The 17481-nt window shown below is 61.1% G+C and carries 11 protein-coding genes; 7 read left to right on the plus strand and 4 right to left on the minus strand.

Going from position 1 to position 17481, the window contains the following annotated elements; translation table 11 throughout:
- Positions 1-45 precede the first annotated feature (45 nt).
- Both ACVBAU_RS16965 and ACVBAU_RS16970 read right to left on the minus strand, forming a co-directional pair.
- Complete coding sequence (locus tag ACVBAU_RS16965; protein WP_448329217.1) at positions 46-4908, minus strand: cytochrome P450; 4863 nt, start codon at positions 4906-4908, stop codon at positions 46-48.
- A 47-nt stretch (positions 4909-4955) separates the two neighbouring features.
- Positions 4956-6617: a hypothetical protein gene (locus tag ACVBAU_RS16970; protein WP_448329219.1), complete on the minus strand. Its 1662-nt coding sequence runs from the start codon at positions 6615-6617 to the stop codon at positions 4956-4958.
- A 165-nt stretch (positions 6618-6782) separates the two neighbouring features.
- Between ACVBAU_RS16970 and ACVBAU_RS16975 the strand changes: the two genes are divergently transcribed.
- Entirely contained in the window at positions 6783-8468 is a 1686-nt protein-coding gene (locus ACVBAU_RS16975; protein ID WP_448329221.1) for a thiamine pyrophosphate-binding protein, read from the plus strand.
- Between the two features lie 101 nt (positions 8469-8569).
- On the plus strand, positions 8570-9205 hold the full coding sequence (locus tag ACVBAU_RS16980) for a glutathione S-transferase family protein (RefSeq protein WP_448329223.1): 636 nt from the start codon (positions 8570-8572) through the stop codon (positions 9203-9205).
- A 64-nt stretch (positions 9206-9269) separates the two neighbouring features.
- On the opposite strand, the gene ACVBAU_RS16985 is transcribed toward ACVBAU_RS16980, so the two are convergent.
- Together ACVBAU_RS16985 and ACVBAU_RS16990 are read right to left on the minus strand one after the other, a co-directional pair.
- Entirely contained in the window at positions 9270-10451 is a 1182-nt protein-coding gene (locus ACVBAU_RS16985) for a ParB/RepB/Spo0J family partition protein (RefSeq protein ID WP_448329225.1), read from the minus strand.
- Positions 10451-11749, minus strand: coding sequence for an AAA family ATPase (locus ACVBAU_RS16990; RefSeq protein ID WP_448329226.1), 1299 nt, complete (start codon positions 11747-11749; stop codon positions 10451-10453). Before ACVBAU_RS16990 ends, ACVBAU_RS16985 begins: the two co-directional genes overlap by 1 nt.
- A gap of 504 nt (positions 11750-12253) precedes the next feature.
- On the opposite strand from ACVBAU_RS16990, the gene ACVBAU_RS16995 reads away from it, so the two are divergent.
- The 5 genes from ACVBAU_RS16995 (at position 12254) to ACVBAU_RS17015 (ending at position 17395) form a co-directional block, all read left to right on the plus strand.
- Entirely contained in the window at positions 12254-12934 is a 681-nt protein-coding gene (locus ACVBAU_RS16995) for a hypothetical protein (RefSeq protein ID WP_448329228.1), read from the plus strand.
- A gap of 102 nt (positions 12935-13036) precedes the next feature.
- Positions 13037-13798: an SDR family NAD(P)-dependent oxidoreductase gene (locus ACVBAU_RS17000; RefSeq protein ID WP_448329230.1), complete on the plus strand. Its 762-nt coding sequence runs from the start codon at positions 13037-13039 to the stop codon at positions 13796-13798.
- A gap of 24 nt (positions 13799-13822) precedes the next feature.
- Positions 13823-14983 (plus strand): acetyl-CoA C-acetyltransferase, encoded by a 1161-nt coding sequence (locus ACVBAU_RS17005; protein ID WP_448329232.1) that lies wholly within the window; start codon positions 13823-13825, stop codon positions 14981-14983.
- 101 nt (positions 14984-15084) lie between these two features.
- Positions 15085-16062 (plus strand): NAD(P)H-dependent flavin oxidoreductase, encoded by a 978-nt coding sequence (locus ACVBAU_RS17010; protein WP_448329234.1) that lies wholly within the window; start codon positions 15085-15087, stop codon positions 16060-16062.
- 58 nt (positions 16063-16120) lie between these two features.
- Positions 16121-17395, plus strand: coding sequence for a glycerate kinase type-2 family protein (locus ACVBAU_RS17015; RefSeq protein ID WP_448329236.1), 1275 nt, complete (start codon positions 16121-16123; stop codon positions 17393-17395).
- Positions 17396-17481 lie beyond the last annotated feature (86 nt).

The following is a 17481-nucleotide window of genomic DNA, read 5'->3' on the forward strand; positions in this document are numbered from 1 at the left end:
GCGCATCCGAAGGTTTTGCGCGCCTAAAAGGATAGGACGCGTAACCTATAGTTGTGTCAGGTACCGCAGCGCCTGTTTGCTTGGCATAAAGAAGTAGCCCCCCGCCACCGTGCGCGTGAAATCTACCGGTGCGGGCGTGTCGCCACCGCCCGTCATCGGACACATATCCAGCGCCAGCGACTCCTCCGACCCCGGAATGACAAATTCATCCCCCTGCTGTTTCGGCGTGATCAACGGGTCCGGCCCGTGCCGCCCGCCGTGGAACCCGTCGGCATTGATCCACGTCTGCTGCACAAACTCGAACTGCCGCTCTATGTTGGCGTTGAAACACATGAAAAACGTGCCTTCCTCTGAATAGACGGCGGGTTCGACTTGGCTGTCGTGGCGTATCCATCCGGCATCGACCAGACCGCTATCCTGCGGTGTCTCAAAGGTGCTGCTATAGGTACGCCCACGCCGCAACAGCCGGTGGCGGTTGTTGATCTCAAGCGTGATCTCGTGACCGGGGCGGAAACTGTCGCGCGGATTGGCGCGGCGGATATGGGATCCGATCGGGCAGTATAGGCCCAAGGGATCGTCCTCGCCGTGGCGGAAATCATTGTCGGGCTTAACCGGTTTCAGCAGGTCCTTCGGTATGCCAAGGGGGCCGACCTCGCGCTCCAGCTCCGACAAGGCGTCGTTGAAAAGGGTCCACCCCTGCGCGGTCCAGATCGTATCATCCATCCCGAACGGTCCATCCACCCCCAGCCGTCCTGTACCACTTCGCGTCCGCGTGAGCGTAAAGAAGCGGTGCAGCGCGGCCAGATCGGCGTCGGTGCTGGGGCGTTGGCCTTGGGCCGTCTTTAATGCCTTGATCCGCAACCCGACATACCGGCGCACCAGACTGTGATACCGCGCGCGATTGCGCACGCTGCGCGACACCGACGGGTTGCGCGCCAGCGAACTGCCATCGGCCCACCGGCCAATGATCTTGGCGGTAATCCATTGTTCGATCCAGATCTGGCGCGTGCGCGGGTTCATCGGCACCTCGCCATAAGGCCGCTGATCCATATCCCCATCCACGTCCGAGTCCCGTCTATCGCCTGTCACGATATCCTTGTCGTCGGGCCCCTGCCCGATGCGCCTGGTCTTGATGTCAAAGGACACATCTTCCCTGATCGCATCCGCGACGCCTTTTTGCGGCACGTGCCGCGCCTCAAGCACTGATGCCTTGTCGGACACAAACGTCTGCAAGGCTTTGTCGTTATGCAAAATCTGGCGCACAGCGAGAAAGCTGCCGCCCCGCCCGAAATCGCGCTGATCCCCGAGTTCGGACCGTCCGAACTGTGGTACCAGATCTGTCACCGGATTTTGTATCGAGGACAGCCCCGCCGCGGCAGGCGTATCGGCGGGCACGGTGATCGCCAAAGGCAAATAGCCGCGCGAATCCGGATACCCCAGAATGAACTCTCCTGCGCCAACCACGTCGTCCCGCGTGGCCTTGCCTTTGGCAAAGGCCTGCGTGTGGCGCATGATCGGCTGCGAGATCCCGTCGCGCGTGCCAAACCCGTCGCTATGCGCTAGCCCGCGCCGCTGCACATCCGCCCGCACAGTGTTTTGGACCGTCACGCCAAAATGTCCGGCCAAAACCTGCACAGTGTCATCTGTCTCCTTTTGTTCGTCTGCATCGCGTGCATAGGACAGCAGCAAGGCGTGGGCGGAACCGTCGCTCCACCGCCAATGGGCCGGATCGGCGGGCGTGTCCGCATCGCCCAGGACCCGCGCCCGCGCAGCCATTCCGCTGGCAAAGGCATGGGGCAGCGTGCCGCGCCCCTCATAGGGTGTGTCGGGAAAGCCAAGCTGCGACAGCCCCGCCGAAGACAAAGCGATAAAATGCGCGGGATAGTCAGGATAGGCATCGCCAAAGCTCAGCCGCGCATCCCAGGGCGCACCGGGCACTTCGGCGTTGCGCGCGTCTTGCAGCAGCTGCCCGATGAAACGCTTGCCGTTCTGCGCCGTGTCGAAACGGATCGCCCGCGCGGTCATCCGCGGATGCCGCCCCAGCCCGTTGAACAACAGCGTCTGCACCTGATCCGTCTCAATCGCATCCGCTGGCCGCGGGGCGGTGTAAAACAGATTGGCCCATGCGCGACATTCATCATGGGTCAACGCCCGCGCCAATCCATCGCGCACCAGCGCATTCGTGCGGATCATCCCCGTGGTGAGCTGCGGAAAACGGCTGTACCAGAACTGCGTTTGCACCTGCTGGCGGCGCACCCATCGTTTGAATTTGTCCCCGTCCTGTGCGCCATCCAGAAAGAACCACCGGCTGCGCGGAAAGCCCGCGCAATTATTCCACGCCATCGTTTGCCCGCGGTGCACCTTGGTGATGAAATCCTCAAGATAGCTTTCCCAACTGCCGTCATAATTCCCTTGAAAAATCAGCTTTTGGCTGCCTTTGGGGCAGTACCACCGTGCATAATGAATGGTGGCGAAATCCGTGACAAAGCCGGGGCGGAACCACAGGATTTTCATGTATTTGATGATGTGAAAGGCCAGCGCCGTGGTCAGCCGCCGCAGCACGCCGGGTTTCAGCGCACTGACAGATGTGATGTGGTTCTGCGCATAGCACGGCAGATCCTCCATCTGCTGCACGGCGGCGACGTGATCATGCGGCGCAAAGCGGTCGTCGGGGGTTTCGCCCGTCTCCACCCGTCGCAGCCATGCCAACGCAATGCCCGTTGCGGTCAATGCCAACAGCAGCGGCACCATCCACAGCGAGACATAGACATCCGCCGCCTGCAGCAAGGTGATCACGCCAAAAGCCACCAACCCCACAGGCAACAGCAGCGCCAATACCGCGAAAGCTGCCAAGGGTTTCAGCCCCAGCCCCGCATATTTCGCGATAAAGCCCGAGAACGGGAAATCCTTGTGCCGCGAGAACCGCGGATATCGATGTGACGGACGATACAGAAGCGCGGCGTGCGCGGAGTCGTTCCGCATCTCCTTTCGGATTTCGGTCATCACAGCAACCGGGTCCGTGGTCCCCTCCTGTGAAAGCTGCCGGACAAGCGGCTCCGCCCACTCATACAGCTCCTTTTCAGCCGCGATCTGCCGGACGGGCATATGCTCTGTCCCGTTGAAACTCACCCCGATGGTGCCCCAAGGCTTGGTATCGGGGTGCAGCAAATGGGCACGCAATGCCGCCACAAAGCCGCCGCTTGCCTCCTCAAGATAGGGCAAAAGCACTGTGCAGGGCGTGTCGATCATCTGCGCCAGCCGCGCCAGCGCATCGCGTTGCGTGCCGTCAGTATTGAACTCTGCCAGCAGATGGGTCGGGCGCGCATCCAACCGCGTTTCCGGCCCCAGATTGACGAGGTTCAGGCTGGCGAAATGCACAATCCCTGTCGTGCCCAACCCCTGCTTCAGGTCCGACCCTTCGTCAAGCAGCCCCTTCAGAGCAGCCCGCAGCGCGTCAATATCAACCCCTTGCTTCAACGGCAGGGGTGAAACGATCGTGGACTGCGCCTGATGCCCTTCAACCATATCAAACCGCATCCGCAGACGCCCCAGATACGGGCCATAGAACTTTGGCCTTTCGGGCAGAAAGGCGATACCCGGCCGCGACAGAATGACCTGAAACGCCTCGGTGATAATTTCATGCGCCATGTCGTGACCCAGACAATGGTGCATCCCCAACCCGAATGACAAATCCGGCAAAACCTGCCCGTCCTTGCCCAAGAACCCCTCCCCCGGGGCAAAGCGGTTGGGATGTTTCACCACCCGCGGATCATGCAGTCCCACGGCGGTCGCGAGGATGACAGGCGCACCGGGCTTGATGCGGCGCAGCGCGTCGGGCAAGCCCTGCGTGTCCACACCGTCTTTGCGCAACCGAAACTGACCGGGAAACAACGACGGATTAAAGCGCGCGATCTCGAACAGCATATCGCGCAACGCGGTACGGGCTTGCGCATCATCGGGTGCGGCTTCGGCCCGCGCGGCACAGCGCATTGCTTGGTGAAACTGGTCGGGTTTGCGGCGCATCTGATCAAGTATCTTGCCCGCCGCCAGCGCCGTCGTGGGTACAAAGCCGGTGATGACCCCGAACAGGATCACGCGCACCGTGTCCTTGTCCGACTGCGTCCAGACCGCCCCGTCCGGACCTGCCTGCGCCACCTCGTCCATCAACCCTTGCAAGAACCCCGCCTGTGCGGGTGCCTTACGTTCTCTGGCCGATAAATTGGCATAGGCGTTAATGCTGATGTCCAGCAGATCGCAAATCCGTTTCGCCCCGATCATCGCCTGGCGTCGCACCGCAGGCGTGCCGGTGGGATCGGCAAAGATCAGCGACGAACAGGCCGCCGAAAACGCCGCGAAATTTTCAGCACTCGGGGCCGCGATGCCAAAGGTCTTCAGACAGGCCTCAGCCGTGACGCGCATAAAGACATCACGCGCCAAATCGATCTGCCCGCCGCTGTCCTCCAGCAAGGCTTCGGTCACGCGGCGCACCACGGGGCGCACATGGGTCACAGGATCAATCGCCGCCCAAGGACCGCGCAAAATCGCCATCTGCGCGGCATGGGTGCCCCCGTCATCGCCCAGGGCAAATACGGGCGGACCCGCCATTTCTTCCATCTCGGGGCCAAAGGGTACACCAAAGACATCAGGCCGGTGCAGCGCGGCAACGATCTCGGCATGGCGGGTGACGAAATAATAGGGGCCCAACCGCACCACCGGCCCGATCCGCTGCATCAACCGCAACCCGCCGTGCTTCATCAGCGTTTGGGTGATCCGGCTGCGCAGCTGCGCAAACCAGCTGCCATTCAGCGCATCCAGCGAAAAATGTCGCGTGCCCAGATCAGAGGGATGCGCCCGTTCATCAGCCTGCGCCTGTCGGATACCCGCATAGTTATCTGCATATTTCGTCATGGAACGGATGCCTTGTGCAAGGGCCCCCAAGCGACGACGCGCCCTACCTAAAACATCTCATCAATCATACGCGCGTTCAGCGACCGGTCGGAGAAAGGAAGCCAGTTAATGTAGCTGCGGTTGAAACGGGGTTCGAACTCGTACAACGCGCGCTTTGCACGCGCCACCGCATCAGGACGGCCCATGCGATGCAGCGCCAACACTTTGACCATATGGGAATACCAATAGGCCGGACGCAGCAACAACGCATGGTCCGCATGCTGCAAGGCTGCGGATAAATCGCCCGCCAAAAGGGCGGCCAGCGCATATTCCCCTTCAAAACAAAAGCGCTGCGGGTGGTGCGGTGCCAGACGGATCGCGCGCTCTAACGCGTTGATCGCTGCCAGCGGGTCCCCGTCATAGGCCAGATTGGTGCCACGCTGGTCATGGGCAAAGGCGAGAGACGGACACAAACGAATGGCCTCGTCCGTGTAATGCACCGCGGCGGTTTTATTGCCCAGCCAACATTCCGCACAGCCCGCGATCCAATAGCCGCGCCCGTCCGACACATCCAGTTTGATCGCCCGCTGCGCTTGCCGCCGCGCCAATTTGATATCACGCGGATCGGCGCGGCAGGTCCAGACCCGCCACAGCGTGGTCAGCGCAAGATAGATATGCGCCTCTACATGGCCGGGATTGCGGGTCGTGATATCCTCGAAGATCAGCCGCGCCCTTTCGAAGTCCTCGGGCGTGAGCCGGTTGATATGCCACCGCCCCTGCCAGACCAGCGCCGCATCGCTTTGTGCCTGCCGCGACTGGGACCGCTGTTCGTAGGCCTGCGCCAGCGCACAGCTAAAGTTCCCTGCCACTTCGATCGCCAGTTCGCGGGCAACCGCGGCAAGATCAGGCCCAGTATCAGCCGGATCCGCTGCGAGGGCGGTGAATTGGGCGCGTTTGACCGACTGGCCGGTCGTTAGATGCGTCAACTCTGCCGTCAGGATCAGCTGCGTCCCGTCGGTGCGCAGCTGTCCCGTCACCGCATAGTTGGCCGTCGCGGGCCGCGCCGCCCCTGCGGCACTGCGGGCATTGTGCACCGTCCAATCCATAAATGAAATCCAGCGATGCCGCGACAACTGGTCCAGCACCTGTTCCCCCAGCTCTTGCGCTTGGGGGGCCAGATGATCGGCATTGGCAAAGGGCATCAACGTCACACAGGGCACATCAAGCGGGGGGGCAACCGGGGCCACCGTGCCCGCGCCGCCGCCCTGATGTGCGTCTATTTGGCGGGTCCAGAAACCACGCTGCTCGCGCAGCCAGTTGTCAAACTCCGGATCTTTGACATCGAGCCCCTCAAGGAACTCTTCCTGCCCCGTTAGGTGATCGGCAAGCCTGCCCAGATCCAGCGCATCAACGCCCACCTGATCCAACGACAACGTGACCGTGGTACGATCCGCCTGCAACACCTCCTCCATCGGGGCCAAGGCACGGCGCAAGGCAGACAGCGTCTGGCGCAGGCTCGCTGCACCCTCACGCTCTCCGCGTTCGCTCCATAATTTGTATTGCAACCACCGTCTTTCGCGCCTGCCACCGGGGGCGACGGCCAGCAGCGCCAGCACCGCGCGCGCTTTCTTCGACGTGATTGTAACACCCGACCCATCGCTCAGCCGCAGGTCAAAGGGCCCGATGACATTCAGCTTTAAGCCTAAGGTCTTATGAGATCCATCTGCCACAACAACCACACCATCTCCGTATAGGTTGAGTGTGCGGGATGCGCCGCGATCCGTCAAATTCTAATTCCGCGCACATGTTTCCCCAACGGCATTGCAAAACCCGCCCCGGCATGGTGCATCTTTGCCAACCGAAAAACACCAGATGACATGGACGGAGCCCGACCAATGACCCAGAACGCCCCCCTTAAACGCCGAACCGGCGGACAGGTCCTTGTGGACCAGCTTTTGATCCACGGGGCCGACACGGCCTATTGCGTGCCCGGTGAAAGTTACCTCGAGGTGCTGGACGCGCTGCATGACGTGCAGGACCGCTTTACCCTGATCAACGCCCGCCACGAGGCAGGTGCCGCAAATATGGCCGAGACCTACGGCAAGCTGAATGGCACCCCCGGCATCTGCATGGTCACCCGCGGCCCCGGTGCCTGCCATGCCGCCATCGGCGTGCATATCGCGCAACAAGACAGCACGCCCATGATCCTGCTGGTAGGCCAGATCGCCCGCGACACCACCGACCGCGAGGCCTTTCAGGAGGTCGACTACCGCGCCATGTTTGGCCCCATCGCCAAATGGGCGACCCAGATCGATGATGCATCCCGCGTGCCCGAATATATGGCCCGGGCTTTCCGCGTCGCCACCTCGGGCCGGCCCGGTCCGGTCGTTATCGCACTGCCCGAAGACATGCTGACCGACATCGTCGAAGTCGCCGACGCCCGCCCCTATACCGCGACCCAAGCTCAGCTTTCGACAGCAAATGTCGACGCGCTGACGGCAGAGATCGCGCAGGCCAAACGCCCGCTGATGCTGCTTGGCGGGTCCGGCTGGTCCGAGGACGCCGCCGCCGCGATCACCCGCTTTGCCGAGACCAACAACATCCCCGTCGCGACGTCCTTCCGGCGGCAGGACATCGTTCACAACCTATCCCCCGTCTTTGCCGGCGATTTTGGCACCTCCACCGCGCCGACGCTGTTTGCCCGTCAAAAAGAGGCGGACCTGCTGATCGTCATCGGGGCTCGCCTTGGCGAAATGACCACCAAGACCTACACCACGCTGCAGTCGCCCAACCCCGACACGCGTCTGGTGCATCTGTATCCCGACGCTGATGAAATCGGGCGGGTGTATTCCCCCGACCTCGGGTTTGCCGCCTGCCCCGCCGCCGCCGCGACGGCACTGGCCAAAGTTGATCTGGGCCGCGCTGACGATTGGCAGGACTGGTGCGCCAAGCTGCACGGGGATTACCTGACCGACACCGACAGCCCCAATGGTGACGACTGGGAGCTCGACATGGGCGTCGCCCTTTGCCAGATCCGCGACAGCCTCCCCCAGGACACAATCGTGACGCTGGACGCTGGCAACCACACCGGCTGGGCGCAACGCTATCTGCGCTTTGGCCGCCCGGGCCGCATCGTAGGCTCGACCTGCGGCGCGATGGGATATTCCGTTCCAGCGGGCGTTGCTGCCGCGCTGGCACATCCCGATCAGCTGGTGCTGTCCTTTGTCGGTGACGGCGGTTTCATGATGAGCGGTCAGGAACTCGCCACCGCCGCGCAATACGGTGCGACGCCCATCGTGCTGCTGTTCAACAACGGCATTTACGGCACCATCCGCATGCATCAGGAACGCGACCACCCCGAACGCATTTCAGGCACCACGCTGATCAATCAGGATTTCTGCAAAATGGCCGAAGGCTATGGGGCCCATGCGGAGCGTGTGACAAAGACGTCCGACTTTGCAGCCGCGTTTGAGCGGGCCCGCGCCAGTGGTCGTCCCGCGTTGATCGAATTGGTAACCAACCCCGAACAGATTTCGACCCGTACAACAATCACGAAATTGCGCGATGCGGCGAAAAGCTAATAGTCTCTAAACTAGATATTAGAGACAGATATATCGCCCCGCCCGCAGTTTGAACTTGGGCGGGGCACCCTTCCCCAGAACGTAGACCAAAGGATGCAGCGATGATTGACCTCTATACTTGGACCACCCCAAATGGCCGTAAGGTCTCCATTCTGCTCGAAGAGTTGGGCGTGGACTATACCGCCCATGCGATCGATATTACCGCCGACGCACAGTTCGCCCCCGATTTCCTGGCCATAAGCCCGAATAACAAGATCCCCGCGATCAAGGACCATGACAACGGCCTGACCTTGATGGAATCTGGCGCAATCATGTGGTATCTTGCTGATAAATATGGACAATTTCTGCCATTAGACGCGATCGGGCGTGCCACGGTGCACGAATGGCTGATGTGGCAGATGGGCGGTCTAGGCCCGATGGCCGGACAGGCGCATCACTTCTTACAGTTCAACCCGGGCAAGGCCCCCTACGCCGAAACCCGATACGCGACCGAGGTGCAGCGGCTGTATGGCGTGCTGGATAAGCAGCTTGAGGGGCAGGATTATATCTGCGGTGACTATTCAATCGCGGATATGGCCTGCTGGCCGTGGGTTGCGCGGTATGAATGGCAGCGTGTGGATTTGACGCAGTTTCCGAATGTGCTGCGCTGGTACAAGGCGCTGCGGTCGCGTGACGCTGTGGTCAAGGGTTACCAAGTGCCAAAAGACGTGAGCGAAGTTCCCCGCGGGGAACCATAAGCGCGACCCGGCTGACGTTAAACTGAAATGGGGCAGAACGTTCCGCCCTGCCCCATTTCAATCTTCAGTCTTTCTTATCAAGCGCCGCTAGGAACGCTTCGATACCGCGCTGCAATCGTGCCTTGCTCACAGCCGAGAAATCTCGGGGCAAGCGCATCTCGACCTTTCCATCTGACGCGATCACCCGCATCTCGCCCTGCGGCAACCCAAGGCGCAAAGACGTTTTGGCTGAACTGCGGCCCGCGGGTTTTGGCGCGGTTTTCTTGGCTGTAATACCCGCACGCAAGATCGCCAGTTCGGCATCGCCGTCGCGGTCGGGTTGCCTGATCAATGCCTTTTTCAGCGCCATAGCGTGTCCGGCGTTCGCATCCAGATAGCGATACACATCCAAGCCGAGCGCGCGCGGGATCACCTCGGGGTGTCGCAGCGCACCGTCCAGATCTGCCAAAACCCGCGCGAACTGCCGGATATAGGTCTTTTTCTGCTTCAACGCTGAGGCATATAACGTGCTGACCGCGTCGCTGACATCAATGCCGGAATCCTGCGCATATGACAGGGCCAGCCGCGCCATTTCCCCAAAGGATAGGTCTTTGCGCACGAGGTTCTCATCGACCATTTTGCGGTAAAGATCGGCCAAGGGTTCCCCACGGGGAACCAGCGCTGCGGGGATGCGGGAATAGCGCGGATCGCCCGTTTCAGCAGCAAGCTCGCGAAAGGCGGTCAGACGGCGGAAGCCCTGAATGAGCTCATAGCCGTTGTCCGTCTGCTCTACACGAATGGGGTTCGACAAGCCGACCGATTGGATCGACTGTTTCAGCTCTGCCAGCTCGGGATCGACACTCGCCGATCGGTCTCGGGTCAGCTTGTCGGTATGAACATCCGACGTCTGGATCAGATCAGTGATCAACCCTAACCGTTTTAACCGCACATGCTCATGCGCCAAGGCGTCGTTTTCGGCACGAATAGCGGCCTCTGCCGTGGCGCGCTCAGTGGTCGCCTCCAACGTCTCCGAGATCGCGCTGGCCATCGGTCCACGGCGCGCAGGGGCAGGGGCGGGGCTCGACGTGGGCGCAGCGCTCGGGGCTTGAGAAACAACTGGGTCGCTGTTCTGCAGCGGGTGTCCCTGAATGTTGTATTCCTTCACGACCGGCGGCGCAGGCTTATCGTTCCCCGCGGGGAACCCGGCCGCTTCTTCCTCGTCATCCAGTTCAAAGTTGATGTCGAAAACAGAACGCTTCTTAACCATTATTCATCCTCCAGCTTATCCCACGCGTCCACCAGAGTGGTACGGAATTCATCATAGGCCCGATCAAAGGAAGCCCGTGCGCGGCGCCAAGTCTCGCGGGTCATCTGACGATAATCCATTTCATAGATCGACGACAGGAACCGGCCTGACTGCTCGACCGCGCGGGTCATTTCAATTGGGTGCTCTGTTACATGTGGCTTAAAAACCTGATGAAAGGCTGACTGCATCGCACGGTGCAGGTCGTTATTAGGCTCGAAACGGGTCAATAGAAACTTGATGTCGGCAAACGCCTTGACCGGATCTGTGCCAGACGGCAGCCGCCCACGGAAACGTCCCAGATCCTCCAGCGCCTCAGAGAGCTGGCCGATAAAGCTAGTAGTGCTGTCATACTCCCAATAGCCGGGGCCCGACGGGATGTACAAAACATCGGCCGCAAAAACCGCGTTCATCGATTGGTACCCGATGGCGGGCGGACAGTCGAAGATGATCAGGTCGTAGGCGTCTGGCGGGATCGTATCAAGGTAGCGCGACACGGCGGCAAAGAATGACCATTCTGGGTTCAGGTGCCGGTACTGCGCGCTGGCAAATTCGACAAAGGCCGCATTGGCGCAGCTTGGGACAAGATCGATCGTCGGCCAGCTGGTCGGCTTGATGAAATCGGTGGCGCGCAGTTCGCTCAACCCCATGCCGGTTACCGAGGCGGGCAGCTTGCGTTGGGGCAGGGTGGCACCGCTTTCGGCGCCGCCCTGAACCGCATTCATCCGCTCTGTCTCGCGGATAAGATCGCGGGCCATGATGCCCCAGACCGTCACCTCTTCGGACACGTCGGACAGCCCCATCGAATGGCTCAGCGTGGCCTGCGGATCGAAATCCACCGCCAGCACGCGGTAGCCGTCCAGTGCGGCGGCATGGGCGAAATGTAGCGCGACGGTCGATTTGCCAGCGCCGCCCTTAAAGTTGGCAATCGCCGCACGCACCGCGCGTTTGCCCGCAGGGCGCGGCGGCATCAGCGACCGGTTCTTGATCTTCAACTTGCGGCGCAGCTCGTTGATCTCTTCCAGTGAATACCAGCGCTGGCGGCCTTCTTCTTCGACTTGCCCCTCGGGCAGGGACGGGTCTGCCGCCAGCCTGCCGCGCAGGGTCGAGGGGTTGGTCTTAAAGATCAGCTCCGCCACCTCCCAGCTTGAAAACCGACGCAGGGTCTTTTCCATCTCGGGCGAATACGTCTGATGCCGGATGTGCCCCTGCATCTTGAGCGACTGCGCCTGAAGCTTTGCCAGGTCCGCATAGGTAAACATAAGCTGTCCTTTTCCCTACCCGTTCCCCGCGGGGAACCCCCATCCCGCAAGCTGTGGCGGCACTGGAAAACCCTAAAGAGAACGCTAATTACTACTCAATTTGGATTTACGCTGAATTTGCATCTTATGGAAAGACATTTATTCTATAATTAGGTTCGCAATATCCCTTATGCCACAGGGCCCCGACGCGATTCGCCGCATAGCACCCGCTTTATAGCCCAAGTACGGAAATATAGGGGGACAGCAGGATCGGCACCGCGACATATTGGGGGACATAATCGCCCTATTAGGGGACGTCCTGACTGTCCCTCTATACCAGTAATACCTTAACTTTTAAATTTGAATGAGGAAGAAAGAGGGTCAGGGCAAAACCAATCCTTGACAGAATCGGGTTTCCGGACGCAAATCAGGGAAGAGGCGGAAAGGACGTTGTCTACGCCCCGAGGATCCACAAAGAGATCGAACTGAGGCTGCACATTCACGTCGTGCCAGATCGGAGCAGCTATGCTTTCACCCAAACCCGTGGGGCGTGACGCCGCCGCGCGCAAGTATGACATCATCACTGCCTTGGGGGCCTATGCCCTTGCCGGTGGTAAACACGATCACCGTTTGGTGCTGCGCTTCATTACACTAGTGACGGCGCGCTACAACTGGGCCCGCAACGAACTGGCCGTCGGTCAGCGCGAGATTGCCCAGCTGTGGTCGGTAGACGAACGCACCGTCAAACGCGAGATGGCAAAGCTGCGCGGTTGTGGCTGGCTTGTGGTCAAACGACAGGGCGCGCGCGGACGTGTGACGGAGTACGGGCTCGACCTTGATGCGATCCTTGAAATGACGCGGCCGCAGTGGCCGCATGTTGGCCCCGACTTTGATCTACGGATGCAAGGGGCACCCGAACCTACGCGCGTTGTGCCATTGCCGGTACGCGGCACCGCGCCGACACCACCGGTTGAGGGCGGGAGCGAATGGGCGCTGGCACAGGCCGTGCTCCATGCCGAAGACGCGGGTGTTTATGGCAGTTGGCTGCATAACCTCACGCGGCAGGATCGGGCAGGGGGGCGCGTGACGCTTCAAGCCCCAAGCCGTTTTCACGGCGCCTATGTCCAGACCCACTTGACCACCCGCGTGCTGGCTGCACTGCAAGCTGTCGATAGTGATGTCTCCGACGTCGTGATCATCGCCTGAAACAGGCTGCCAGATTTGCCTGACCAATTGCACCACGCTTTACCATTGTAATCTGCCAAGACGCGGGCGACATTCGCCGCAAATGGGGGAGGGGAGCATATCATGCAATTGAACGGACAAGCGGCCATCGTCACAGGCGGTGCATCAGGATTGGGCGGGGCCACGGCTGAATTTCTGGCACAAGCCGGGGCCAAGGTAACCATCTTTGATATGAACGCCGAATTGGGCGAAGAAAAAGCCGCCGCCATTGATGGCAAATTCCTGCGTGTTGATGTGACCGACGAAAGCGCCGTCGAGGCGGCGATTGCCGAGGCCGAAGGGCTGCACGGCAAGGCGCGTATTCTAGTGAACTGTGCAGGCATCGGGCCGCCCGCGAAAGTGGTGGACCGGGATGGCGTGGCGCTGCCCTTGGCGAGCTTTGCAAACGTGGTGAATGTGAACCTGTTGGGGTCATTCAACGTGCTGTCGAAATTCGCAGCCGCGTTGCACAAGGCGGACCCCATCGGCGAAGAGCGTGGCGTCATTATCAACACGGCGTCGGTTGCTGCGTTCGACGGGCAGATCGGGCAGGCGGCCTACGCCGCGTCCAAGGGCGGGATTGTCGGAATGACTTTGCCCGTTGCCCGCGAACTGGCGCGCTATGGCATCCGCGTGATGACGATTGCGCCGGGGCTGTTTCTGACTCCGCTTCTGGCCAGTCTGCCGCAAGAGGCGCAGGATTCGCTCGGCGCGCAGGTGCCCTTTCCCAGCCGCTTGGGCGACCCGTCCGAATACGCCAAAATGGTCGGCGCGATCATCGATAACCCGATGTTGAACGGTGAAACGATCCGCCTTGATGGCGCAATCCGGATGGCTCCGAAATAGAGACTACTTAGGGAGGAAAGCACAATGGCACATGCCTATATCGTAGAGACAGCCCGCACCGCAGGGGGGCGCCGTGGCGGCGCGCTGCGCGACTGGCACCCTGCCAATCTGGGGGCCGAGGTATTGAACGCGCTGGTCGCGCGCGCGGGGATTGACGGCGCGGTCATTGATGACGTGATCGTCGGCTGCGTCAGTCAGGGCGGAGAGCAATCCTTTGCCTTCGGGCGCAACTGTGTGCTGGCGTCGACCCTGCCGCAATCCGTGCCTGCGGTGACCATCGACCGGCAATGCGGCAGCTCGCAACAAGCGGTGCAATTCGCGGCACAGGCCGTGATGTCGGGCACGCAGGATGTGGTTGTCGCTATGGGCGTCGAAAGCATGACGCGGGTGCCCATGGGATCGAACGTGTCGCTATATGCCAAGGCGGGATTGGGCGAGGGACCGTTCAGCGACCGGATCGAAGCGCGTTACGGCACCAAGAATTTCAGCCAGTTCATCGGCGCAGAGATGGTCGCGCAAAAGCATGGCTTTACCCGCGCCGAGCTGGACGCCTATGCGCTGGAAAGCCACCGCCGTGCCACGGCGGCGCGAGATGGCGGGGCCTTTGACGCCGAGATCATTCCGCTGGCCATCGACGGCGGGATGCACACCCGTGACGAAGGTATCCGCGATGATGCCTCGCTTGCGTCGATCTCTGGCGTGAAGCTGTTGGACCCTGACGGGATGATCTCTGCCGCGAATGCATCGCAGATTTGTGACGGCGCGGCGGGGGTGCTGGTCGTGTCCGAGGCGGCGCTGAAGAAATACAACCTGACCCCCAAGGCGCGGATCGTGAACCTGACCGTGACGGCGGGCGACCCTGTGATCATGCTTGAGGAACCTTTGCCTGCAACCGACCGCGCGTTGGAACGGGCAGGTATGAAGATCGATGATATTGATTTGTTCGAGGTCAACGAAGCCTTTGCGCCAATCCCGATGGCATGGGCGAAACACACAGGTGCCGATCCGGCCAAGCTGAATGTAAACGGCGGCGCGATTGCGCTTGGGCATCCGTTGGGCGCATCCGGGGCGCGGCTGATGACGACGCTGGTGCACAGCCTGCATGCGCGCGGCAAGAAATACGGTTTGCAGACCATGTGCGAAGGCGGCGGCATTGCCAACGTCACGATCATCGAGGCGCTATAGTCGCAACCATAAGAAGGAGATGAGGGACGTAACGTCCGTCATTTCCAAAGGCCGCACATCCTGACAAGTTGCAGGAAAATAATACGTCCCGGAGGAATAAAATGACGCTACCCGCCCTTTTCGACAATTTGCGTATCCCGCTGATTGGCAGCCCGCTGTTCATTATCTCGAACCCTGATCTGGTGATTGCACAGTGCAAGGCCGGTATCGTGGGCAGTTTTCCTGCGCTGAATGCACGCGAAGCAGAAGGGGAGCCGATTGAGCTGGACCGCTGGCTGACGCGCATCAAGGAAGAGCTGGACCGTTATAACCAAGCCAACCCCGACACCCCCGCCGCCCCCTATGCGGTGAACCAAATCGTGCATAAATCCAACACCCGTCTCGAACGCGACGTAGAGATTTGCGTCAAGCACGAGGTGCCGCTGTGGATCACGTCCTTGGGCGCGCAGGAATGGCTTAACGACGCGGCGCATGGTGCAGGTGGTGTGGTCTTGCATGACATCATCAACAACCGCTTTGCACATAAAGCGATTGAAAAAGGGGCCGATGGTCTGATTGCTGTGGCGGCTGGGGCAGGGGGCCACGCCGGGGCGTTGTCACCGCTGGCGCTGATTCAGGAAATTCGCGAATGGTTTAACGGGCCGGTATTTTTGTCCGGTGCGATTGCCAAAGGCGACAGCATTCTGGCGGCGCAGGCTATGGGTGCGGATGGCGGCTATGCCGGGTCGGCGTTTATCGCCACGCAAGAAGCCAATGCTGACGATCGCTATAAACAGATGATCGCGGACTCGGGTGCGTCGGATATTGTATATTCCGATTTGTTCACCGGCGTTTGGGGCAACTATCTGAAGTCCTCTATCGAGGCGCAGGGGATGGACCCGAACAACCTTGAACGGTCCGACCCGTCGAACATGAACTTTGGGGCCGATCGCGAAAAGCCCAAAAGCTGGAAAGAGATTTGGGGGGCCGGGCAGGGGATTGGCGCAGTCAAAGAGGTGCGCCCCGCCGCTGAGGTGGTAGAGCGTCTGGCAACAGAATACGCCGCCGCCCGCAAACGTCTGTTCGATCAGACCGCGTGAGTGTAAAACAGGCCGTCCCTTCGGGGGCGGCTTTTTTGATGCGAGGACAGGGATAGCGATGCACGACACACCGCAGACGACATTGCGCCGATTGTTCGACCGGGCGGTCGCGGTGGCGGACCCGATGCAATCGCTGGCAGCGCATCTGCCGCCAAAACCGGCGGGCCGCGTCGTGGTGATCGGCGCGGGCAAGGCAAGCGCGCGCATGGCAGAGGCCGTCGAGGCGGCGTGGGGTCCTTGTGACGGTTTGGTGATCACCCGCTATGGATATGCGCGCCCCTGTCAGGGGATCGAGATTGTCGAGGCCGCGCACCCCGTGCCCGATGCAGCCGGACAGGCGGCAACCGCGCGTATGCTGAAGCTGTTGAAGGGCTTGGGGGAGGGCGACTTTGTGCTGGCGCTGATCTCGGGCGGGGCGTCGGCACTGCTGACCGCGCCCTTGGGGGATATTACACTGGCCGAAAAGCAGGCGGTAAACGCGGGTTTACTGGCCTCTGGTGCGCCGATTTCCCAGATGAATGTGGTGCGCAAGCATCTGTCGCAGGTCAAAGGCGGGCAGCTGGCGGCGGCGGCCTATCCGGCGGTGATGCACACGTTGATGATCTCGGATGTGCCGGGGGATGATATGGCGATGATCGGGTCCGGCCCGACGGTGGGCGATGCCACCACATCGCACGACGCGCAGGCAATTTTGACGCAGTGGGGCGTGGCGGTTCCGGCCTCGGTCACGCGGGCGTTGGCCGCGGGGTCGCAGGTGGTGCCGCCCGGTGATCCGCAGTTATCGCGTGTGATGAACCGGATTTATGCAGCCCCCAAGCAGTCACTTGATGCGGCGCAGGCTTTGGCCGAGGCAGAGGGGTATCGCGTGATCCGTCTGGGCAACGATCTGGAGGGCGAGGCCCGCGAGGTCGCCCGCGCCCATGCCGCCTTGGCCCTGCAAGAACAGGCGCGTCTACGCCCCGGCGATGCGCCGCTCCTCATCCTGTCGGGCGGAGAGTTGACCGTCACGCGGCGCGGTGATGGCGTTGGCGGACCGAATGCGGAATACGCCTTGGCGCTGATGCTGGCCCTGAACGAGGCGGCGGGCATCTGGGGGTTGGCGTGCGATACAGACGGCGTCGACGGCGCGGCAGAGGTGGCGGGTGCGATCATCGGGCCCGACAGTCTGGCGCGGGCGAGGGCCGCGGGTGTTAACGCAGAATCGGCGTTATCGGCAAATAACGCCCACGGTTTCTTTGGCCGTATTGGCGGTCAGGTGGTGACGGGACCGACGCTAACTAACGTCAATGACTTCCGTTCTATGGTTGTGCGCCCTTATGATGCACAATCGTAAGTTGGGTTGCGTTTAGATTCTATTGAGGTTTCTGGCTTAATCCTGTGGGCAAGTAACAATTAACGTTGGCAGGGAAACCAGTGCTA

Source organism: Sulfitobacter sp. M13 (genome assembly GCF_053474885.1).